This is a genomic window from Bacillus sp. BPN334 (assembly GCF_008368885.1).
GTDB lineage: Bacteria > Bacillota > Bacilli > Bacillales > Bacillaceae_G > Bacillus_A > Bacillus_A wiedmannii.
The window spans coordinates 275192-299415 of the sequence record NZ_QOZW01000013.1; the positions used below are offsets into that span (position 1 = coordinate 275192).

Here is a 24224-nt window from a genome sequence, read left to right on the forward strand (position 1 = left end):
CCCTGTCCCACATAGGGTGGGGTATCTAAATGTAGAAATAATTAGTGCATCGCAACTGTTCTTGCTAATCTCGTTCATTACTCAGTCATTGATTGCTTGTTTTTTTCTTTATTTGTTTGTTCTTCTTTCATTGTTCTTTCATTCGTTCTGTACTTGCTGTTGTCTTCGCCTCTTGGTATGTGTCTTACTATTGATAGTAGGAGAATCTTATTTTTACCACTATAGTACTGCCTAGTATTAGTATCATACAGTCCTTCCTTATCTATGTTCTAGCAATATGTTTTTGATTGACACATATGATTGAAGGGAATCCTGTGTCATTGTGGTGCTGTGTAGCCTCAATCAGTAGTGTTAAGTTTTGGTTATATTATTTATAATAAATATGACTTGCTGTATTGATGTTCCAAGAAAGTAAGGATACAGCATCTCGTTCAATTTTAAAAGGAGATGATAAGATGGAGGAAAAAGAAGCGTTAACATTGGAGGATATTGCTAATTCATTATGGAAACTGCTAATGAAGAAGTATTGGGGGAAATTATGGATTTTTCTAGAAAAAAATCCTGATTTAAAAAAGAATTTTACAAAATTCTTATTGAATCCAGAGAGGGTAATATTATATTTAGGAAAAACCCATTGGGGTGTAGAGTATATAGGGGATGTTAATTCTCAAGAAATTAGTTCAAGAAATAAAGCTGATATTCAAATTTTAGACTATTCAAAAGGAGAGAACCTATTAACAGACATATTGGGCATTGATTTTAGTAAACAAACAGGTCCAGTAATGGGATTACCTGCGTATAACGAAGACCTGATTTATCCTACTAATGAGGCAATGGACATTATGATGGGGAATGGTTGGAATTTATTTGGCCAGTCAATGATATTGGGTATCAATACAGGCGGATTTGTATTACAGGAAGGCATGTGCCATAGAATAGTTAACGGCTTCTTTTATGGAACTAACCAATCTGGTCTAGTTACCAGAAATGTAAAGTGGCTAGATTTGTTCCCATTAAAAATAGATGATACAGGTGTAGAAGGAGGTGCATTGGAGTTCTATTTGTGGCCTAATCTTGCAGAAGTCATAATGCATGATGTCCATTTTCAATATCCTCTCCCTTCTGGATTTAGGGAAGAAAAATGGTATAGTTTAAATCGCTTTGTTGAGTTGATTAGTTCTAAGGATACGAGTGAACCTCAAATAACTGCTTTTCTAGCTGAATCTGAAAATCAATTTATATTAAAAATGGCTTTTATGGGTAAAAAAATATCTTCTGAATGTGAACTAGAATGGCAATCAGAAGAACGTAAAGCAATTAGACCAGACTTTTTTATAGAAGGGTCAAATGGTTATTCGGACATTGTTGAATTTAAATTACCTAATTTAAAAAATATAAATAACATAGTAGGGCGGGAGAATAGAGAAACTTTCAGTGCGGAGATTCATTCATATATTAGTCAAACAAGAGACTATGAGTATTATTTTGAAGACCCTAAAAATAGAGAGTTTGCAGAAAAAAAGCATAATATAAACATTTATTACCCGAAAAGAATTTTGGTAATGGGAAGAAGATGGATGCTAGATACCCCAGATTGGAGAAGGCTAGAAAATGATTATAGAAACATTATGATTAAAACCTATGACGAAGTTATAGATTTAGTTTTAAGTCATTTATATTCATAATCTAATTTTTTTAGAGGGATGGAGAATTAAACAACATTGTTTTAACTATAACTAAGTGCTACTATTACAGCGTATTTGACATGAAATTGATGTATCAAACCGTAAGAAATGTAAATATAGGTATAAAATTATCGATTCCTGTAAGATTATAGTAAATATTTCAATTTTAATTTGGTATTATTTACTTATAAACTTAAAGGAGTGAGTTGTGTGAAGTTAGAAAAAGTAATTATAAAAAACTTTCGTTCGTATGACGCATATACAGAGATAAAATTTGATGATTTAACGACTATTGTGGGGAAAAATGACGTAGGTAAATCAACTGTTTTGGAAGCTTTAGAGATTTTCTTTAATAATAGTACAGTAAAGATTGACGCGAAAGATTATTGTGTAAAAACAGGTGATCCTAATGTATTGATTGGATGTGTTTTTTCTGGATTTGCAGAAGAAATTATTTTAGATGAGACTGCACCTACAACTTTTAAAGATGAATTTTTACTTAATGAAGATGGAATGTTAGAAGTTCATAAAATATATGATTGTTCTAAAAAAACAATTAAACCAGAAATTTATTTAAAAGCATTGTATCCTAATGAGGCTATTGAGAAAGATAAAGCTTTAATTCAGTTAACGCAAACTGAATTGCAACGAAAAGTAAAGTCTATAGATTTAGAAAATGGACCCACAGATTTAAGGACAAATCATTTAATGAGAAAAGATATTTTTAGTTCGATAGACTTAACGAATTTAGCTATTCGTCCTATAGCCTTAAATAAGGGAGATAGTGGTACAGTTTGGGAGAAAATAAATCCAACGTTACCTATTTTTACTTTGTTCCAATCAGATAGACCAAGTTTAGATGGAGATTCAGAAGTTCAAGACCCTATGAAAGTAGCTATAAAGGAAGCCTTGGAAGATGTTCGGGAACAATTAGAAGATATTGAGAAATTGGTTCAAGAAAAAGCGATGACTGTTGCTAATTTAACATTAGAAAAATTAAAAGAAATGGATCCTTTATTAGCAAATGAATTAACACCTAGTATCTCAGAAACCCCAAAATGGCCGAATGTATTTAAATTAACACTAGAAGGAGATGAGGGGATTCCTATAAATAAACGAGGAAGTGGAGTAAGAAGGTTAATTCTTTTGAATTTCTTTAGGGCTGCTGCTGAAAAGCAAGATAGTAGTACAGGCAGAAATATAATTTATGCAATTGAAGAACCTGAAACTGCACAACATCCGTCTAATCAAATTATGTTGGCAGAGGCATTACTGAAATTAAGTAAGAAAGAAAACACACAAGTTATATTAACAACGCATGTCCCTGCATTTGCCAGCTTATTGCCAACAGATTCTTTAAGGTTAATTGTAAATTCGGAACAAGGTAAAAGTATTTTAAGTTCTAATACTAATGAATCAGTATTAGAAAAAATAGCTGAAACTTTAGGTGTAATTGCATCACCTATTAGTAGAGGAGTAAAAGTGGCTGTTTTTGTTGAGGGACCTAATGATTTAAGTGTACTAAAAATATTAAGTTCGATAATTGCTCGAGAAAATCCTCAAATTGTAGATTTATCTAATTCTGATGATGTAGTGATTATTCCTTGTGGAGGGGATACATTAAGAGGTTGGGTTGAAAATCAATATTTGAAACAATTGAATGTACCTGAAATACACATTTATGATAGAGATATTGTGGAGGAGGGGAAAGAACCGAAGTATGAAAAATGGTGTAAAAAAGTAAGGGAAAGAAATGATGGGTCGGTAGCTTATTTAACTACAAAAAGAGAGATTGAAAACTATATTCATCCAGATGCAATAAAAGAGTTTTATGGATTAACTGAATTGATGTTTGGTCCTCATGATGATGTGCCTAATTTGGTGGCTAGCCTAACTCAATATGGGGAGAGTAACGTAAAGAAAAAATTGAATAATCATGTCGCTAGACGCTTAACATATGAACAAATTAAAGAAATGGATACGGAAAATGATATTGAGGGAAAATGGCTTTTATTTATTAGTCAATGTGTTAACGGTTTAGCTGTTGAAACAATATAGGGTTAAGCTGTTCTAAAGCTAGATCTCCAAACCAAGTTCGTACCTATTAGAGAAAATGGTTAAATATAGTAGTATAGAATAGATTTTGAATCCTTACAGTAATAGGCATTGGCATAATGCTGTTTGAAAACCACATAAGCAAGATAAATGCATAGAAACTTGAGTGCTGGAGTTTCTGGACACGGGTTTAAATCTCTTTAATATTTTACATAATTCATCCAACATCTTGAATTGAAGGTGTTGGATATTTTTATTTGAAATAAAAAAGTGTATGTACCCTTCCTTGTAGTAAATATATAATTTAATATGGCTTTTAAATTATATATATTTTTAATCAAAACTCAATAGTATTGACACCGAAAAGTCATTGCAGTGTTATCAAGGTATCAATTAATGTTCATAAATGAACCGTAAAAAAGGGGATAATACATAATGAAATACGGATATGCACGAGTAAGTATGGTGTCACAGGAATTAAAGGTACAATTAACAATATTAGAAAATGAAGGCTGTGACAATATTTATTCTGAGAAGTTTACAGGAACTAAATCAGATAGACCACAATTACAAGAAGTTCTTTCAATCCTAAAAGAAGGTGATACATTAGTTGTCACTAAACTAGATAGATTAGCAAGAAACACTGTTGAGGGAATCGAGATCGTAAAAGGACTATTTTCTAAAGGTGTAATCATGTTTTAAATGTGTGACTATTAGAAGATACGACAATGGGAAGGTTCTTTTTAACTACATTATTAGCAGTAGCAGAAATGGAAAGAAACTTAATTGTAGAACGTACTCTGGAAGGCAAAGCCATCGCCAAACAACGTGACGACTTTAGGGAAGGCAGACCAAACAAATTTAGTGAAAAACAGATAGAATACGCTTTAGGGCTACTAGAAACCCAATCATATAAGCAAGTGGAGGAAATCACAGGTATTAGTAAAAGTACACTTATTAGGGCTAAAAAGAAGGCTAATAGCTAATTGAACTGTACCCTATAAAATGGACATTTTAATAAAAAAAACCTGAAAAATCAAGCGCTTAAAAGATGGTTCCAATATTCGATCGGAGCCATCTTTTTTAATGTCCACTGATACCGATTATAATTATACTCCTCCATATACTTCTTTATGGTGAGCTCAAGGGATTCAAAGGTTTGACAATCTTTGTAATCTAATTCATCTTTCATATGACCAAAAAAGGATTCCATTGGTGCATTGTCTAAACAATTGCTTCTACGGGACATAGATTGTCTGATCCCCATTTCTCTTACACATTTCTGAAATTCAGGATGTGTATAATGAATACCTTGGTCGAATGTAGAAGTGCTTGAGGATGAATGACTTCTCTTAATCTCTCTTTCAAATTATCTAATGTTTGATAGACGATATCCATTTGCAAAGAAGAGGAGACATGATAGGCTAAAATCTCTCGTGTTGTGCTGTCTTTTACACATGATAAATAAGCCTTTTTTCCTTGTCCATAAAATAAATAGGTAATATCTGTTAACATACCTTTTTCAGGATCTTCTTGATTGAATTGGCGTTTTAAAAGGTTCGGACATGTTTTATGTTCTTGTGTCGTTTTTACGATGTGTTCTTTTTCTAATTGTTTATCTGTCTGATAAAGCCACGCATAGTATCCACTCCGACTTACTCTAGCCAGTGTGCAAAGGTAACGCACCATACGTGGGAATTGGAATCGACGTATGGTTTGTTCAATGAGTGCGTATGTTTCTCGTGGTGTTAACACTTCTTCTGTAACGCCTGCCTTTCGAGTTCGTCTAACTTTTTTAGGAATGTCAATTCCGCTTCTAAAAACGCAATACATGATTCCGCTTTCTTTAATTTTTCATCGGATGAGAGAGTTTTTTTCGAAGGGCGTCCTGTGCGTCCTTTCCCGCGGCGTTCTGTATAAAATCCTTCCTCACCAAATTGTTCAATGGTTCTTCGCCAACGTTTTAAGCATGGTTTTGGTTTCTTTTCACCAATCACGGCTAAGTAAAACCCATTTTCTAAAAAGATTTGGCTAGGACCTTTTCCTTGTTGTTTTTCTTTTACCGCTTTTATTTTGAAATCTGGACAATAGCTAATTGAACGTTCTGACGCTATTACTACATTTTTATTTTTTTCTAGCTGTTTCATTTGAATCTCGTTAAAAATAATTTTACTCATTCTCCGTACCTCATTTCTATCGTTGGTTCCATTATAACGAGGTTTTTTAATAAAAATACACAAAAACCCCGAATCATGGGGCTTTTTTAAGTGTCCATGATTCGGGTTACAGTTCAAGGATTGGAGGGCTTTTTATTCTTATGATCCCGACTGGATTCGAACCAGCGACCTCCACCCTGTCAAGGTGGGGATCTATTTGATATATTAATCCTTTTTCTGTATTATAAACTCCCAAAACTTCTTTAATTCCTCTCGCTTTTGGGGCGAGGAATTTTTAATAGCTTTAAACCATTTCTCTAATTCCGTATCAGGTACATCAGTACTATCTTTTGCAATAAATCCTATCTCTTCTAATAAGGATTTAGTACTTATATTCATGGCGTTTGCTATTTTTTCTATTACTAATAGTGTTGGTTCTACTGGTTTTCCAGTTCTGGAATCTACGCCTTTTTCAAGTTTGTCTATATAAGTATGACTAACATCACATTTTTGAGCAAAATCGCGCAAGGATAGCTTATTTGTTAAACGATAATTTTTAATAATTTCACCAAGAGTTTTCTTCATGTGTAATCCTCCTAGTACAATTGTAAACAATAATTTACAAAAAGAAACTAAAATAGAGAAAAAATATGTAAAACATTGTTGACGATTAAGTAAACCATGGTTTACAATAGTTTTGTAATCAAATGAATACAAAGATGAAGGGGATTGGAGAAATGAATAAGATAGCTGAGTTGAGGAAAGAAAAACTAATGTCACAAGAAACGTTAGCTGTGCTTGTGGGTTTATCTCGTACTTATATATCCGAAATAGAAAATAATAAAAAACAACCTAACGTTAAGTTAGCTATAAAAATAGCAATGGTTTTGGGAACAAGCGTAGAATCTGTTTTCGGGTCAACTTGTAAACTATAGTTTACAAGTTGAGTGAGAATTCAATTACCTTACATAGCAGCTACATCATAATCTAAATAATTTAATTAACGGTAAAAAATATGGAGAAGGAAGTGTTTAAATATGAATATGAAGACATTTGAAATGCGTGAAAAACGATTAGCAGAACTATTAGGTGCAAAAGTACTTTGGGAATTTATCAGTGCTGTTACAGAGGAGATCGAAAAACAGGAATTAGAGTCTACACCAGGTTTATTAGAAGATCTATTTGTACATGTGAAAGAAACCATTCAAATTCAAAATATGAATCAACGCATAACAAAAACCCCTGTAAAAACAGAGGCTGATGGTATAAATAAAGATACATTATTTATGGAAGCATATGTAGAATTAATCAATCATAAGTTTATTATTTCTGAATTAGCTGTAGAGCTTTCATCTGTTCTAAAAGAATTAAATTGTTTTGTTCAATCATCTTTGCCACTGCTTCAAAATAAGCTTGATTCTCAAGAATCTCAATCTGCTTCTCTTTAGGGAACGTTTGAAGGATTTCCTTCATTTCTTTACACTCGTATATATTATTGTCTGCTTCTTCGATTAATTTATTGCGACGATTTGTGTATTCAAGTGCACCTAAAGTCGCTAATGCGCGTGTATCTAGTCCTAGGATTTCCATGCATTCATCTCCTTTCCCTCTACAATAATTCGATAGGGGAAAGGAGATTCCTTTAATGATTTGGTAGAGTTTTTATATAGTTATATAACATGCTATTTATTAGCAGGAATACAATAGAATTAGACTTAAAAGAGCTGCTTAAAAGGAAGAAAGGGGAATCCAGTAATTCTCACTCTTTTTTATTAAATGCTAAATATGACACGTTTGTTTCCTTTTATCATGAATTTCACATGGGATTCTTTAAGGAAGATTAGATAGCTATAGGGTATGTAATATGAATAGATAAACAAAATGAAAGAGAATTGTAACCGTCAGTATTATAGGGAATATTAAGGGTTTATCAAGTAATATGTCTTTAAGTGTTTAAAAGTGGGAATCTATGTATCACTCGTTACTTAAAAAGTAAAAGATTAGACATTAAAATAGTGAAAAGTATTTAAGTTACTTGTATAGATGAAATAATGGAGCATAACAAATTAAAACAAGATGAAACATGTTGAAATAAATAGAAGGGGATCTTGAGGTAGGCTAAGGAGAGAAAAGACGCATGCTGAGAAAGTGGCTATTGAATTCGAAGAAGTTAAAGTGTGAGAGGTGTCACTTAAGTAAGAATATCTATTACTAATTTACTCTATATAGAAGACTAGCTGCACTCAAGTACAGCTAGTCTTCTTCACAAACTTATATGGCCTCGATGACAAATTGGGATTGAGGTATATATAGTAATTGGGCTGCTAAGGAAGTTGTTGTATTAGCAAATGGGTATGCTTCCTTATAAAGAAAATTACTATACACTATTTCATTCATTTCATAGGTCGTACACAGTTTGTTTAGGATTTTTTGAGAAATTTTATTTGTACAAGCGGCAATAAAATCATAATCTCTTTTACTTATTTCTTGAATGGCATGTGAAAGAAGGGTAGTGACTATACCACTTCCCATCCAATCTGGATGACAAGCGCCCATATCTAGATAGACCAGTTTTTCTTTATCTAAATGAGAAAACTCAATAGATTCTGTCTCTAATGTATCTAAAAGTTGAAAAATAGGTTCCATTTGTGGGCATAGTTCAATCGCTTTATCTGTATCTATTAGTGGCTGGGTTACTTTTTTTGTTAAAAGAACTCCAACAATTTGAAAATTTTCTATTGCTACAAATGACGTTGCTTGAGATACAGCTTGTTTCATCATTTCTTCGCACATTTTGTGAAAAGGAGCAAAAGGAATTTGTAAACTGCTTACAAGAGGTTCATTATTCACAAAAGAATGTGCAAGTAAATGTGCTGCATCTTTCACGTGGTGTGTATCAAGTAGCTCTATATTCATATGTTTTTCCTCTTTCCTGATATAGTGAATAGTAATTAAAAGGATTAAAAATTTTATTTCATCTAGTTAAGTTTAACTATTAAAGCGCTAATAAATATGGTTATGAAACATATGAATGAATCTGTTTAGTAGCAATCGAAATATGTTCATAAAGAAATTCTACGATCTCATCTATACATTCAACAGTTGTATATGGAGAGATAGAAAAGAATTTTAATGTAGAAATCGGATTTCTATCATAACTGTTTATTACATCTACTACACAAGAACGAGTTGTATCACCAAAAAATACTTGATCGCGATTTTTTCCTAGGTAATTAAATAGTTCTATATTTAATCGGTTTGTATCCTCAATTTCTTCTTTTGTTGCAAGGCCTATTCGTTCTTTTTCCCAATTTTCTTGGCCATCTCCATTCAGATAGAAGCGGAAAGTTGTAATTGGTCCATATGTAAAATCATTTGTGATTGCGACTTGGGGTAGGGCCTTGCGCAACTTCTCTCTAAATAATAGATTTACACGAATATAATTTGCTAATATTTTTTGATATCCTTCAATTCCGAAGGCTAATAGATTGATATACATTGGAATAGCACTACCAGTTCGTGAACATTCTAAGGTATAGCCTGTATGATAACTTCCATATGACCTATTACCAAGATAAGGTGTGTCATCTTGTTCAATGTCCATCAGTTGTAAATCAGTATGATTTTTTACGATTAAAATACTTGAAGCATAAGGTGTTTGTCCTAATTTATGAAAATCAAAACATACACTATCTGCAAGGGACATATATTGCATTTTATCTTGTACGTATTGTAAGGCATTTTTCACATTAGGTTCAAATGAGAGTGAATTTTCTTCAAAACTATAATTATTAAAGAAACTATAGAATCCGCCCATTGCAGAATCAGCATGGATATAAATCGGTTTTAATTTATATTTTTTCTGTATTGCTTCAGCGCTCTCTTTAATTTTTCTTATATCATCAATAGTAAATGTGTCTGTTGATCCCATGGTAGCTAGAATATAAAGGGGGATACCGCCATTGTTAATAACTTGTATCATTTTAGCCTCTAAATCTTCTATATCCATAGAACTTGTATAAGGATCAGTTTTCACTTTTATTAAGTGATTTGACCCAATACCAGTTGCTTCAGCTGACTTTAATAAACTATAATGTGCATTTTCAGAAGCAAAGCAATATACATTTTGTGGAGCACCATGTTCTTTTGCCGATGGAAATTGTTTAGAAATTGCTAAGCGCAGGCTAGAAAACACGCATCCTTGTCCACCCCATGTTGTATAGCCGCCGCTATTATGTGGATTATAACCTATCAGTTTTGAAAGCATGGATACCACTTTCACTTCTGCTTCAGCTGCCCCTGGACCATATACATCCCAAACACCATTACCATTTAAAAGTGCCATTGTCATTACCCCTAATAGTGAAGGTATACTTGGTAGTGGTACAGCGTTAGACAAGTAATATTTATTTGGATACGGATGTCCATTCATAAATTGGTTTAGCTCTTCTATAACCTCAGACATAGTGATTCCAGCTAGTGGAATATGACTTTGGTGAATTAAGCCATTGTAGTATCCTTCTGATTTTTCCTCACATTTACCTAAAGTAGCTCGCTCTTCATTTTTTAATTGGTCAAGATTTTTAATTATTTTCTGCATAGATTCTAATAAAAGTTGTTGTTTTTCTTCATTTCCGTCAACGCTCGGAAATAGTTTTAAAATATCTTGCATGCAGTCACTTCTCCTTGTGAAAAACTGGATTTTTATTTTACTTGGTTAAACATAAGGGTATAATAATTTGTAATTGCCCTTTTGAATACTTAGAAATGAGGAGCTATTTAGAAAAAAATGTAATTCCATAGAAGATTATATGAATTATGGAATTTAAAGTAAAGGAAAATTTTTTGATTTATTTTAAAAAAAGTAATTGTGAGATAATGAAGTTTCTAAAAATATTTCTGAATTAATTGTTTATTCGGTTTGCATGTTGTCTTAGCATGTATGCAACTAGTGTAGTAGATATTTTAATCTAATGTAGAACGTATTATAAGGTAGTTGAATAAAAGGGTTCAACTACCTTATAAACTGTAGATATTGTTGGGAAAAGATAAAAAAATAGGGTGGAAGTGCTAAAGATATGTTCTAGTGGAGAAGAAGTAGTAGTATGGATTTGGTAGAAAAATCAGCACAATTTTTTATGGAAGAATAACGAGCTGATCAAAGCTTTTTAATGAATTCAATTTCATTATCTAATAATAATGGGCGAGTTAAGTGTGAAGAGTTTTCTTTAACCTGAGTAGAATTTTTTGCACCAGGAATAGCAACTGAAACGGCAGGGTGACTTAAAACATAACGTAAAGCAACTTGCGCTAAACTTCGATTTGATCGTACAAGTGAACGTAATTTCTCTACTTTGTTTAAGCTATCTTTAAACCACTTTTCTTTTGGCCAATCTTTTCTTAAATCATCGTCTGGAAATTGAGTTTCATGATTAAATTTTCCAGTTAAAATTCCCATCTTAAGTGGACCTCTTATCACAGCACCTAAATTATGTTTTTCAATATAAGGAAGGATGTCTTTTTCAGGTTCTTTATTCAAAATACTATAATCGAATTGTACGACATCTAAATCATTATTCTGATTAAAATGTTTTATATAATCTAAATCATTAGTAGAAACGCCAACAGCTCTCACTTTGCCAGATTTTTTTAAGGTTTGGAAAGCTTGTAGAAAGGCTTCTGTTTCTTCCGGTTTATCCCACCAAATATGACAAAAGTACACATCTATATAATCCGTTTTAAGCCGTAGTAAACTAGCCTCAAACGCATCAATGATCTTTTGAGGATCTCCATAAACGGCTGGTTGATTTGGGTCATAATGATGACCAATTAATCCACCTTTTGTAGAAAGAATTATATCCTGCCTGCGATTATTTATGGCTTTTGCAACGAGTGTTTCACTATGACCTAATCCATAAACATCAGCAGTGTCAATAAAATTGACCCCTAGGTCAATTGCTTTCTCAATTGCATCAAGTGATTCATTATCTTTTACTGCTCCCCATTCATCTCCACCAATTGCCCACGAACCGAATCCTATCTCTGAAACTATTAACCCGGTGTTACCTAATAATCTATATTCCATTATGTACGGACTCCTCCTTTACAGTTTATGTTATTAGAAGTATATATAGTGACTAGTTGGAATATTCTTGAATTTATTTTCGGAGTATAAATTAAACAATTTCCTTTAATAAAATATGTAAGATTGCTGTATAAAAAGAAATTAGAATTATTAGTGAAATGGTTTTTTATGCTTAAATTGAATAAAAGTATGAACTGTTACAGTATAAATATGAGTTTTATTCATAATTTTAATAACTATGCAATAAGCGAAATAAATGTTGAATTTAGTCGGAAAATATAGATTTACAAATTGCAGAATATGTACATATAGTTGTAACTGTAAATATTATCTGTTTTTAAATATTTATAAAAGGAGAAATTCATATGAAGGAAATACAAGAGAAATATGAAATTGTAGAAGAATTGGATGCAACGGTAGGCCAAGAAGCATTATGGATAGCTCATCAAATGGAAATAGAAAAAGGAATGAACAATGAACCGATTATAATAAAGTTAAAAGGAAAACTTCAAATAGAGGTCTTGAAGAAATCGCTTACCGTAATAGTGCAATCACATCCGGCGCTACGTACAATATTTAAGAAGAGGGATGAAAAAATAAAGCAATTAATTCAAAAAAATGTAGAATTTGATATACCAATTAAGGATTTAACTGCTTTTAAAAACACAGAACAAAAATCTATTTTTGAAAATTTCTTAGAATCTATAGTGAATGAGAAATTTAGCTTAGAAGAGGAGCCTTTGTTTAAATTCCACATCATTAAATTCAGTGAAGATACATTTATTTTACATTTAATGTTTCATCATATTATTTACGATGGATGGAGTTTAGGAGTTTTCATCCGACAATTATCCAATACGTATGGTGAATTTCTTCAAGGGAAGACGAATGTAGAATTTGAATCTCCTTATAAGAACCTCGTAGAGTATGAGGGGGGGGTTATTAATAGTGCAATATATAAAGAAGGATCATCGTATTGGAAAGATTATTTACAAGGTGAATTGACTCCTACAGAGTTTCCTATTGATTTTAATAAAATGAATGAAAAGAGATATACAGATCAAAATATAAGCAAGAATATTAATTCGGATCTATTTTATCAAATACAATGTTTTGCTAAAAAAAATAATATAAGTATTTATCGAGTAATGTTAAGTACTTATTGTACCTTACTTCATCAAATGACAAATACTGAAGAGATAATTGTTGGTATTCCAATTAATACTAGACCACATACAGAAGAACGAAATACTTTTGGTTACTTTGTTAATACATTACCTATACGTATAACAATAGAAAAGGGAGATACATTTAAGGGAATACTTAATAAAGTGAATAAATCTATTCATCTAGCTATTACGTATAAACATAATCCTTACTCACATATAGTAAAAGATTTAAATCTAAATAAAAATACAAATGATAATATGGTATATTCCACAGCATTTAATACGATGAAGATACCGGAATTAAAAATTCCTGATATTGAGTCAACAGTTTTAACAGATTGTAAAAGAGTAAATCCTTTTAATATGACTTGGAGAATAATGCGATATGAAGGTGAAACAGAGAATAAAATTGAGGTTGACTATAACTCAGCATTATATAAAACAGAGAGTATTAGTGATTTAGTTGAAAGGTATATATATTTGTTGCAAAAACTAATGAAGAATGTGAATGAACCTATTCATTCATTGGATTTGCTTTTAGAAAAAGATCATCGTCTATACAAAGAGATGAACTCAAATGCTCTTACATATCCTAATTTAAAAACATTAGATCAATTAATTGATCTACAAGCATTAAAATCGCCAAATCAAATAGCGATTTCAATGGGTGGAAAATCCATTACCTATTATGAATTACAGCAAAGGTCCAATCAAATTGCGAATTATTTACGTGAAAATGATTTGGAAAAGGGACAACGTGTAAGTATTACAATGGAGAGAGAGATTGATACCATTGTATGGATTCTAGGTATCCTAAAATCAGGTGGAGTTTATGTACCAATTGATCCAAAGTTTCCTGAAAAAAGAATAGAATACATCTTAAAAGATAGCGAAAGTCAAATGATTATTACGAAGAAAGAATACAGGGGATTGGTTGAAGGTTTTGCGATTCATACAATTTATCTAGAAGATTTTCATTATGCTAATTCTATAGAAAATATTGCACCTACACATACCATAGAAGATGCAGCTTATATTATTTACACGTCAGGTTCAACGGGTTTACCAAAAGGAGTCGTTGTACCACATAAAGGCGTAATTAATTTATCATATTCAGTAATCAATACATTTCATTTAGGCAAAGAAGATGTATTTTTACAATTTGCAACGATCATTTTTGACGCCTCCATTATGGAAATATTTCCGATTTTGCTATGTGGAGGGAGAATGCATTTAATTTCTGAAATTGAAAAACGTTCAGCAGAGGAATTTATAAATGTAATTCAAAAGAATGGTATTACAAATGTGGTTTTACCAACTGCGTTTTTTAAATTAATAGCTGATATGCCAAAAGAAATGTTACTTAAATTAAATTCTGTAAAACGTGTATTTGTAGGAGGAGAAACTTTACCTTCTGAATCAGTTCGTAAATGGCAAAGTAAATTAGGGTTAAAGATTCCAGTTCTTAATGCATATGGTCCTACTGAAACTACTGTATGTGCAACGATGTATGAAGTAAATGGTGAGATACAAAAAGAAATCTCTAATATCCCAATAGGTAAACCAATTGCTAATAGTGAAGTTTTCGTGGTTAGTCCGTTTAATACGTTATGTCCGTCAGGTGTAGTAGGTGAGTTATTTATTGGCGGTGATGGAGTTACCAACGGATATTTAAATCAAAAGGAAAAAACAAAAGAGGCGTTTATTTCTTTCGATAAATCCTATAATCATGATAAAAAGATGTATCGTACTGGAGATTTAGTACGTCTTTTACCGAATGGAAATTTAGAATTTATCGGAAGGAAAGATAATCAAGTAAAAATACGTGGGTATCGAATTGAGCTGGATGAAATTGAAGGAACATTATTTAAACATCCAGAAGTGAGAGATGCTGTAGTATTCACTTATCAAAACGACAAAATCGTTAGCTTTTATTTATCAAAAGACAATACAGAACTAAAACAAGAGGCATTAAAAACATTCTTAAGTGAAAGTTTACCAGATTTTATGATGCCAAATTATGTATTTCACCTTGAAAGTTTTCCTGTATCACCAAGCGGGAAACTAGATAGAAAAAAATTAGAATTACAAATCCCATCTTTACTTGCAAACATGCAGAAGCAATATGTTCCACCGATAAGTGAAACAGAAAAAAGATTGGCAAAAACATGGGCAGAGATTTTAAATTTAAGGAAATATAGAATCGGCAGAGATGATGACTTTTTTAAACTTGGGGGACATTCATTAATTGCTGTGCAAGTGTTAAATCAAATTCAAAAAGAGTTTCATCTAAAAATTGAAATTAGAGATATTTTTGAGCATACAACGATTGCTAGTCTGTCTGCTTATATCGATAAATTAATGGCAGTAAATCATGATAGGGAAGAACAGGAGACGCAAGTATTAAAAGTTGTAGATAAGGAAAGTTATCAATTATCAAGTGCTCAAAAAAGAATCTGGTTTTTAAATAAGTATAACGCCATTAATAGAGTATATGATACACCACTACACATATATATTGAGCCGAGTTTAAAAAAGGATATTTTACAAGATACCATAAGATTTTTAGTTGAACGACACGAGATGCTACGAACAGTGTTTATTGAAAGAAATGGGGAGCCTAGACAAGTCATCTTAAACTCAATAGCGATTGACTTGATTCACGATGAGATTGAACACATGTCTAAAAAAGAACAACAAGAATATATACGTACAACAATAAATCAAACGGATCATACACCATTTGATTTAGAAAATGGCCCTCTTTTTAGGATTAGAATTTTTAATCTGAATAAGAAAAAGTCTTATTTATATATCAATTTACATCACATTATTACAGATGAGTGGAGTGTAAGGAATTTATTAGATGAATTATTGAAGGTATATAGTGCCTTTGCAAAACGTAGAAATCCTGAGTTGCCAACTATCTCTAATCGATATGTAGATTATGCTGAGTGGGAACAGGAGCAGTTAAATTTAGGTCGGTGGGATACGGAAAAATCTTATTGGATGGCTGAACTTGCAGCACCTCTTCCTATACTAAATCTTCCTGTAGATTTTAGTAGGAATCGTCAAAGTACAAATAAGGGTACAGTATTTGAAATGAAGTTAGATAATAAAATGAAAGAGTCTTTGAAACAAGTATGTGAACAAGAGAATGTTTCTATGTATATGCTATTTTTAGCAGCGTATATTCAATTGTTACATTATCTAACGGATCAAAAAGATATTATTGTAGGTACACCGGTTGTTGGAAGGAATCATCAAGAATTTGAACAAATACAAGGATTTTTTGTAAATACCCTAGCAATTAGAACACAATTAAATGATGTAAAAAATTTAACACAGCTATTACAAGTAGTGAGAGAAAAATGTTTGAATTCTTTCCAAAACCAATCGTACCCATTTGATAAAGTAATTGAACAAATAAATCCTGATAGAAGCTTTGTAAATAACCCGATCTTTTCTACTATGTTTAGTTATCAGAAAGATATTCTGCAGCAACATGATACGTATAAGCTTCAGTTGTTACCTAATAAACAAGATATTAGTAAGTTTGACATTTCTTTAGCTGTTGAAGAAGGATTGGATTATGTAGGGATTTCATTTGAGTATGATATTTATCTTTTCAAGGAAGAGTCAATTAATAGGTTTACTCAAAATTTACTTACTATACTGGACGCCTTTATTCATCAACGAACAGTAGCATATGAAAATCTTTCATTCCTATCACAGGAAGAAGAATCTTTATATAAAAAGGTAAATCATACAGAAAGACCATATCCTTATTTTCAAAATATACAGGAGCAATTCCATATGCAAGTAGATAGACAACCCGATCGGATTGCTATAGTGACTGGAACGGAATCTTTAACATATAGACAATTAAATATGAGCTCTAATCAAGTAGCTCAACATTTACTCGAAAAAGGTATAAAAAGAGGTGATAAGGTAGCCATATTTTTAGATAGAAGTATGAATAGTATCGTTTCTATGCTTGGAATATTAAAAGCCGGTGCTGCCTATATACCAATCGATGTAAAATATCCTGAGGATAGAATAAATTATATAGTTCGTGACAGTGTGGCATGTAGAATTATAACGAGTAACAAATTCAAAAGTCATTTGAATGTAAGTGATTATAAGGTTTCAATAATAGAGGATATATATCGTACGACTATAAATGATGATGTAAAAATTTTAAATAAACCAAATGACTTGGCATATGTAATTTATACTTCAGGCTCAACAGGAAAACCAAAAGGTACATTATTAACGCATAAAGGAGTATTAAATTTAGTTGAATGGAGAAATGAAGTATTTCAGATTTCTTCAAATGATAAAGTAACACAGTTTTATTCCCATAGTTTTGATTCTTCAGTATCAGAAATTTTTTCTACCTTGTTAAATGGGGCGGAACTATATGTATTAAGTGATGAACAGCGCTATTCAACTGTCGCATATGCTCAAGCCATTCAAGAAACTCAAGCAACTATTTCTGACTTACCAACAGTATTTTTCAATGAATTATCGACTTCATTAACGAAACTGGATAGCGAAAAGATACGTTCTTTAAGATTTATAATAATGGGAGGGGAAGCTGCATCAACAAATGCTATTAGAAGTTGGCAAAGTACTTTTAAAAACCAAGTACAACTGGTAAATGAGTATGGCCCTACTGAAGCAACCGTTTCAGCAATGTATTATTTCATACCAGTTTTAGAAGGGGAAAATAACCTTTTAGGAAGCGTACCGATTGGTATACCAATTTCTAATACAAAGGTTCATATATTGAATTCATATATGCAACATTGTCCGTTAGGGTGCATGGGTGAATTATATGTTGAAAGTTTAGGATTGGCCCAAGGGTATTGGAAGCAGGAAGAAAAAACAAAACAGGCATTTATTTCAAATCCATTTTCAGAAGACAATAGTAAAAGATTATATCGAACAGGTGATTTAGCAAGGTGGTTACCAAATGGAAATATAGAATTTATGGGGAGAAAAGATAAGCAGGTTAAAATTAGAGGGCACAGAATTGAATTAGGAGAAATAGAAGATGCAATGTTACAACTTGAGGGGATAAGTCAGGCTGTGGTAACACAAACGAAAGATGGAATGTTACTGCAAGCTTATTATAAAACAGTGGACGGTATAGGGGTAGAGAAAAATAAGTTAGCTTTACATTTATCAAATGTATTGCCAGAATATATGGTCCCTAAATATTACTCTCATGTGTTAGAAATACCAATAACGGCGAACGGTAAAATTGATTTTGAAAAGCTGCCAAAAATAGAGTTTGGTCATGAGCAAAAAGATGAGTGTAAACTTAAACCTCAAACTAAAGTGCAAAAAGACATTGCAAAGGTATGGTCTGAAGTTCTAAACGTAAAATCTATAGGTTTAAAAGATGATTTCTTTAATTTGGGTGGACATTCTTTAAAAGTTATGCCGGCATTAGTCAAATTAAAACCGTTATACCCTAACTTGAAAATTCAAGATTTCTTTAAGTATAGAACAATAGAAAAATTAGCCTCTCATATTGAAGAGATGGAAGATATGTCGTTCAAGAAAGAGAAAAATATGAATGTAGCATGTATGGAAAATGAAACGAAAACGACTCCTGTTTATGAAACAACTAAATTAGAAGAATGTGAGTTAGATACGGTGAATTATCCAAAAGCAGTTTTCCTTACAGGGGCAACAGGATATTTAGGAGCACATATTTTAGAACGATTATTACAGTTACCATCTATGACTATTTACTGTTTAGTAAGAAAAAATGAGGATCAAGTAATTGGTGCAAAGTTAAAAGAAAGAATGGAGTTTTATTTCGGTAAAGAAATTCTCCAAAAGTTGAAGGAGAGAGTAGAATTAATTGAAGGAGATTTATCTCTGATGAATCTAGGTCTAGATTCAAAGCAATTGGACCATTTAAAGAATAAGGTAGAGTCAATTATACATTGTGGTGGAGAAGTTAGACACTATGGAGAACGTGAGCATTTTCAAAAGGTAAATGTTCAGTCTACAAAATATTTATTGGAATTAGCTAAGAATACAAATGCACGTTTTCATTATATATCGACTTTAAGTGTAGTAGGTCAGGCTGAAAGTGATCCAAAAGAATTTGAATTCTTTGAGTCTAATTTTGATAGAGGGCAAAATTTAGATAATCTGTACCTAGAAAGTAAGTTTCAAGGCGAGAAAATGGTCAGAGAAGCAATGAAAAAAGGAGTTCGTGCCACGATATACCGTGTGGGGAATTTAGTGGGTAACTCCAAAACGGGTAAATTTCAATGCAATATTAATGAAAACGCATTTTATAGATTATTAAAAGGGATATGCCTATCTAGCATAGCTCCTGACGTCAATACGTATGTAGATTTAACGCCTGTAGACTATGGAAGTTTAGCTATTACTGAATTATCTTATAAGGCCAATACAGTAAATAAAACCATGCATATTTGTAATCCAAATCAGCTTAAATGGGATCAATTTATTAATAGTTTACAAGCTTTTGGATATGATATCCTGTTAATGAAACAAGAGAAGTATATAGAGAAGTTTTTTAATACGAATCTAACTACTGATGAACAGAAAGCTTTAGAGCTCATAATGCCTTTATTAGAATCTGTAGAAGAGCTATCAGTAGCTATACCATCTTGTTTATACACGCAAGGATATTTGAAGAATATACATTGTTTAGAGCCAAATCAAGAGTATATCAATTTGTTATTAAATTATGCTATGAGTATAGAGTATTTACCATTAATTAAAGAATCAATACTGTTGTAGTATATTCTATCTATTTTGAGCAAAAGGGAAGAAGGGTTTCACTTCGAAACTTTTTATTTAAAAATCTTAATTATTTGAGTACAAAAAATAAAAGATTGTATAGCGGAGAAGTAATAATGAAAAAGAACCTGTTTTCCATGGGAAACAGGTTCTTTTTTGGGGTAAAAATAATTTAGGGGTACGGAAAAGATTCCTTCCCAATATGATTGGGATCGCACTATCGAGAATATAAATATGCAATTATGCATATTTATATTGAATATTTTTAATAACATTAAAATCTAATATATAATTAAAAAGTTTTTAATGAATTGATAAGGAGATGCGAGTATGAAGAAAGTCATTGGACTTATAGTATCATTATTTTTATTATTCTCTACCTATGCACCAACATTTACAGCAGCAGCCGAAGTTTTAAATAAAGTAGGCTGGGTGAAGGAGAAAGAGAATTGGTATTATTATGAAAAAGATGGCAGTAAAAGAACAGAAACAATCACATTAGATGGAATAGAATATGAATTCTTCAAAGATGGTAGGTTGTTTGAAGGGAAAAAACAAGTCGGAAATGAATGGCTTCATTATAAAGAACCTGGAAAATTACAAACCGGATGGAGTTTTTCAGGAACAGCTTGGAGTTATATACGTGATGGGAAATATGCAACAGGTGTTATTACCTATCAAGGGAAACAATTTGAAATTAATAAATATGGGGAAATGGAAAAAGGATGGATTACATTACGTTCTAAAATTAAAAGAATGTATCCTAAACCAGAAACAAAATTTTTATTGGAATCAAAGCCTGTAAAAGACGGAGATATATTAGAGGTTATTGGTAAACAAGGTATTTGGTATCAAGTAAAATACCAAGGAGAAATAGGGTATGTAAGAATATTTGAATCCGTAGTCATAGGAGAAAATCCCACACGTTCTTGGGATGTTGTAAAAGAAGGAACAAGCCTCACGCGATTTATACTAACGGAGTATAAAAAAGATCCAGAAAAATACTTTCCTCCAAATGTAATTAAAAACCAGGAGAAAGAAATTCACGAGTTAATTGAGAACGTAAATAATGTGTATTATGATTTCCAACAATTAAAATCTATGTTGTTATTTGATAATGCAAAAGGATGGGTGCAAGAAGAGGGGAAATGGACGTATTATTTAAAAAATGGAAGTCGTGTAACAGGCCTTCAGACTATTGATAATAAACAATACTATTTTAGACCTGATGGCTTTATGCAAACCGGTTGGATTGATATAGGTGGCGCGAAATATTATGCGAATAAATCCGGTGCGTTACAAAAAGGTATTCAGTATATTGATGGTAAAATGCATTATTTTGATAAAAGTGGTATCTTATCCCGAGGTATGCAACAAGTAGATGGAAAACCGTACTACTTTAGTTATGAAAGTGAACCAAAAAGTGGTTGGATGAAATTAGAATATGATTGGTATCTGTTACATCCAAATGGTGCCTTACAAACAGGAGATTTTACCTATAAAGACAAGGTTTTCTCTTTTAATAATGATGGAGAAATGATAAAAGGTTGGATCACGTTAGAATCTCTTGTAAAAAAAGTATATCCAGAACCAGACTTAAAGAAAGTTTTACGAGCAAAGCGAGTAAATACTGGAGAATTAATAGAAGTAACAGGAAAAGTTGGTTCTTGGTATGAAGTAAAATATAAAGGTGAAAAAGGGTATGTACGCATCCATGATGCCATTATTTTTGACCAAGAAGCAAAGACACCGTTATCTTTATTAAATGGTAAATTGAAAATTTTTGAAGGTGTTTTTAAATACATCAAAAGTGACGAGCCTTTACTCAATAATACATTAAAAACTCTACAAGATTTAGAAAATAGTACCACTGATTCAATTGAATTGATGAATAATGTTGCAAAAGACGCTGAAGATGCGAAACATGACCTAGAAGAACAGAAAAAACAAATACTAGAATTTGATCAAAAAATGAAAGTCCTGGGAAAAAAAATTAAAAATGACTGGGACCACTTAACAAAAGAAGAGATGCGACAGCTGATAGAAATGTTTCAGGCTGATGCAAAAAGAGCTGGAATTTATGGTGATGATCTTGGACAATATGCAGAAGACCGAGCAAAGCATTTTTCAGAATTAATCCTTAGAGGGTCTAAGGAAATGCTTCGATTCCAGCAAGAAATGGTAAAATCTCTTGATCAAATGGTAGAGTTTAATAATCAAATTTATGCAGTCATCATGGAAGATACACAAAACGTATTAAAGTTCCAGGATCAATTTAATGTGTATTTAAAACAAACTACAGATGCGTTTCATGAATTAGCAGAGAGTCATAAGCGTATTCAGCAAGTATTACACGACAATGGTACATTTGAGGATTTAGGAAACATTGCAACAAGTACGATTCGATTAAAACACTCTATAGATGCGGCGAAACCTGGGATGGAGGAACTTGTACAAGTAACAAGAAAAAATGTTCCAGTTATAGCAAAAGATTTACAAGCATTTCAAGAAAGAGTACCAGGTATCTATAATGATGTTAATACAGGATTAGACTTTGGAAATGCGTTTATGGGAACAGCTTCAAAAATTGCCCAACATAAGTATAATATCCCTGCAGCGGCAGCTAACATTGGGAATATTAATTTGAATAACGCATTGCGTGATTTAGGTGGAGATCCATCTCGTATTTATAATCGTGCGAATGATGGGGATTTATCATTCGTATTGGGTATTACACCAATAATTGGTACAGGAAAAGAAATTGGACAACTTATCAAAGGTGAAGACTTAGTAACAGGTCAAAAATACGGTCCAGACGATTATGCATGGGGCACATTGGCCGTCGTATCTGGTGGTACAACACGGGTTATCGGTAAAGTTGTAGGGAAGATTGGTGACCTTGAAAAGAAAGGTAAAGCATTAGAGGCGGCTGCAAAGTACACAAATGCTTTTGGTAAAATAAATGCTCGAAATATACCCAATATGTCTAAAAAAGAAATACTAGAAAAACTTCCTGAAGGATGGAAATACACAGAGAATAATGGGTTTGTTCATGTTCGAGATGGTAATGGTACAATAAGGATGAGAATAGATCCACCAGATAAAGTAACAAAATATGATCATGTACATTTATATGATGAGAATAAAAATCCATTAGATGTAAATGGGAGTATAGTAGATGCTAAAAGTCCAGATGCTCATATTCCATATAAAAAGTAAGAATTGAGGTCGAAAATGAACGTACAGAGAATACAAGCAGAATTTGAAAAGTTACACTATTGTGATGCATGGGTTACTAAATTAGTATGCGACTATTTTGGTGATGAGGTACACCTAACTTATAAGGATGAAAATGAGGACGTAGATTTTCAATTTAGCGGTTGCTATAGAATAGATTTCAAACATAGCATGGGATATGTAAAAGAAAAGCCAATAAAAACATTTACATATGAACAGTTACCATATTTTCTTCATGATATTGAAATCGGTGAAGTAGAAAAAGAGGGCTTGAAATTATATACCTGTAATATAATTATGCCTCCTATGGAATTAGAAATATGGTGTAAGGATATAAAAATTGAAAGATAAGTATTTGCAGAAGAAAAAATGCTAAGTAAATTCTATATTGTTGTAAAATAATTAAACGGACCTTAGATAAACATAAAACTGTGGAAATATTTAATTCCTGCGGTTTATATTATATCAATTTGATTTTCTTTCATATTGATTCTTTATATCTTAACTCGTTTCTGTACCTCTGCAATATTATGAATTTCTTTTTAAACGCTATGCTTGTTATTATCAAGCATTTGATGTGGGGACAGGTAAAACGGTTGAATTTTAAGTTTAAAGATAAAAATAAATAAGGGGAATATGTTATGAAAGTAACTTGTTTATATAATACCGGCAATGCCCTATCTAAGATAACAGAGGAAACATTTAATTTAACCATTGAAAAAGAGTATATTGTTTATGGAATATGTAAATTACAAAGTGGTGAGTTAACATATTTAATCTTAGGAGAACGTGAAAATATGCCATCATGGTATCCAGCAGAATTATTTAAAATATCCGATGCGTTACAACCTTTAGAATGGTATTGTGCAGAACACAGACAGGTTAAAGATACAACTATAGATTATATATGGGGATATAAGGAGTTAGCCTTGGATGATACACATGCTCTGGGGTTAATAGAAAGAGAAAATAAAGATATGGAACTATTTTTAAAGCGTAAAGCTGAGATTGACGAATTTGAGGAATTGTATAAATAAATTAA

15 protein-coding genes, 1 tRNA gene and 1 pseudogene are annotated in these 24224 nt (G+C 31.9%); 8 read left to right on the top strand and 9 right to left on the bottom strand.

Annotation, left to right across the window (positions count from 1 at the left end; translation table 11 throughout):
* The first annotated feature begins 455 nt into the window (after positions 1 to 455).
* The 3 genes and pseudogenes from DN393_RS21785 to DN393_RS21795 all read left to right on the top strand — a co-directional run bounded on the left by DN393_RS21785 (position 456) and on the right by DN393_RS21795 (position 4726).
* Positions 456 to 1685, top strand: coding sequence for a Shedu immune nuclease family protein (locus tag DN393_RS21785; protein WP_179958530.1), 1230 nt, complete (start codon positions 456 to 458; stop codon positions 1683 to 1685).
* A gap of 210 nt (positions 1686 to 1895) precedes the next feature.
* Positions 1896 to 3743 (top strand): ATP-binding protein, encoded by a 1848-nt coding sequence (locus DN393_RS21790; protein WP_179958531.1) that lies wholly within the window; start codon positions 1896 to 1898, stop codon positions 3741 to 3743.
* Positions 3744 to 4175: 432 nt separating this feature from the next.
* Positions 4176 to 4726, top strand: a pseudogene (locus tag DN393_RS21795) (recombinase family protein).
* Positions 4727 to 4776: 50 nt separating this feature from the next.
* Here DN393_RS21795 and DN393_RS32500 read toward each other — a convergent pair.
* The 5 genes from DN393_RS32500 to DN393_RS21810 form a co-directional block, all read right to left on the bottom strand.
* Positions 4777 to 5007, bottom strand: coding sequence for an IS3 family transposase (locus DN393_RS32500; RefSeq protein ID WP_370458100.1), 231 nt, complete (start codon positions 5005 to 5007; stop codon positions 4777 to 4779).
* Positions 5008 to 5012: 5 nt separating this feature from the next.
* A complete protein-coding gene (locus tag DN393_RS32505) occupies positions 5013 to 5495 on the bottom strand; it encodes a hypothetical protein (protein WP_370458101.1) in 483 nt (160 codons plus the stop codon).
* Entirely contained in the window at positions 5489 to 5917 is a 429-nt protein-coding gene (locus tag DN393_RS32510) for an HTH domain-containing protein (protein WP_370458102.1), read from the bottom strand. Before DN393_RS32510 ends, DN393_RS32505 begins: the two co-directional genes overlap by 7 nt.
* A 144-nt stretch (positions 5918 to 6061) precedes the next feature.
* Positions 6062 to 6128, bottom strand: a tRNA-Val gene (locus DN393_RS21805).
* On the bottom strand, positions 6122 to 6481 hold the full coding sequence (locus DN393_RS21810; RefSeq protein WP_002204123.1) for a helix-turn-helix domain-containing protein: 360 nt from the start codon (positions 6479 to 6481) through the stop codon (positions 6122 to 6124). Before DN393_RS21810 ends, DN393_RS21805 begins: the two co-directional genes overlap by 7 nt.
* 152 nt (positions 6482 to 6633) lie before the next feature.
* Here DN393_RS21810 and DN393_RS21815 point away from each other — a divergent pair, with 152 nt between their 5' ends.
* Positions 6634 to 6831, top strand: a complete 198-nt coding sequence (locus tag DN393_RS21815) for a helix-turn-helix transcriptional regulator (protein WP_002204122.1) — start codon at positions 6634 to 6636, stop codon at positions 6829 to 6831.
* A 388-nt stretch (positions 6832 to 7219) separates the two neighbouring features.
* Here DN393_RS21815 and DN393_RS32515 read toward each other — a convergent pair whose 3' ends face one another.
* The 4 genes from DN393_RS32515 to DN393_RS21840 form a co-directional block, all read right to left on the bottom strand.
* The gene (locus tag DN393_RS32515; RefSeq protein ID WP_002090487.1) at positions 7220 to 7486 is read right to left on the bottom strand and encodes a hypothetical protein; all 267 of its coding nucleotides are present in this window, start codon (positions 7484 to 7486) and stop codon (positions 7220 to 7222) included.
* Positions 7487 to 8167: 681 nt separating this feature from the next.
* A complete protein-coding gene (locus DN393_RS21830) occupies positions 8168 to 8812 on the bottom strand; it encodes a hypothetical protein (RefSeq protein WP_149173915.1) in 645 nt (214 codons plus the stop codon).
* Positions 8813 to 8912: 100 nt separating this feature from the next.
* The gene (locus DN393_RS21835) at positions 8913 to 10568 is read right to left on the bottom strand and encodes a pyridoxal phosphate-dependent decarboxylase family protein (RefSeq protein ID WP_149173916.1); all 1656 of its coding nucleotides are present in this window, start codon (positions 10566 to 10568) and stop codon (positions 8913 to 8915) included.
* A gap of 486 nt (positions 10569 to 11054) precedes the next feature.
* Complete coding sequence (locus DN393_RS21840) at positions 11055 to 11981, bottom strand: aldo/keto reductase (RefSeq protein ID WP_149173917.1); 927 nt, start codon at positions 11979 to 11981, stop codon at positions 11055 to 11057.
* Between the two features lie 365 nt (positions 11982 to 12346).
* On the opposite strand from DN393_RS21840, the gene DN393_RS21845 reads away from it, so the two are divergent.
* The 4 genes from DN393_RS21845 (at position 12347) to DN393_RS21860 (ending at position 24219) form a co-directional block, all read left to right on the top strand.
* Positions 12347 to 19945, top strand: coding sequence for a non-ribosomal peptide synthetase (locus DN393_RS21845; RefSeq protein ID WP_149173918.1), 7599 nt, complete (start codon positions 12347 to 12349; stop codon positions 19943 to 19945).
* Between the two features lie 330 nt (positions 19946 to 20275).
* Positions 20276 to 23164 carry a pre-toxin TG domain-containing protein gene (locus DN393_RS21850; protein WP_149173919.1) on the top strand — a complete coding sequence of 963 codons (2889 nt, stop codon included), beginning with the start codon at positions 20276 to 20278 and terminating at the stop codon, positions 23162 to 23164.
* Between the two features lie 15 nt (positions 23165 to 23179).
* Positions 23180 to 23533, top strand: coding sequence for a hypothetical protein (locus DN393_RS21855; RefSeq protein WP_001102753.1), 354 nt, complete (start codon positions 23180 to 23182; stop codon positions 23531 to 23533).
* A gap of 290 nt (positions 23534 to 23823) precedes the next feature.
* Positions 23824 to 24219, top strand: a complete 396-nt coding sequence (locus DN393_RS21860) for a hypothetical protein (protein WP_061663546.1) — start codon at positions 23824 to 23826, stop codon at positions 24217 to 24219.
* Positions 24220 to 24224: the final 5 nt, after the last annotated feature.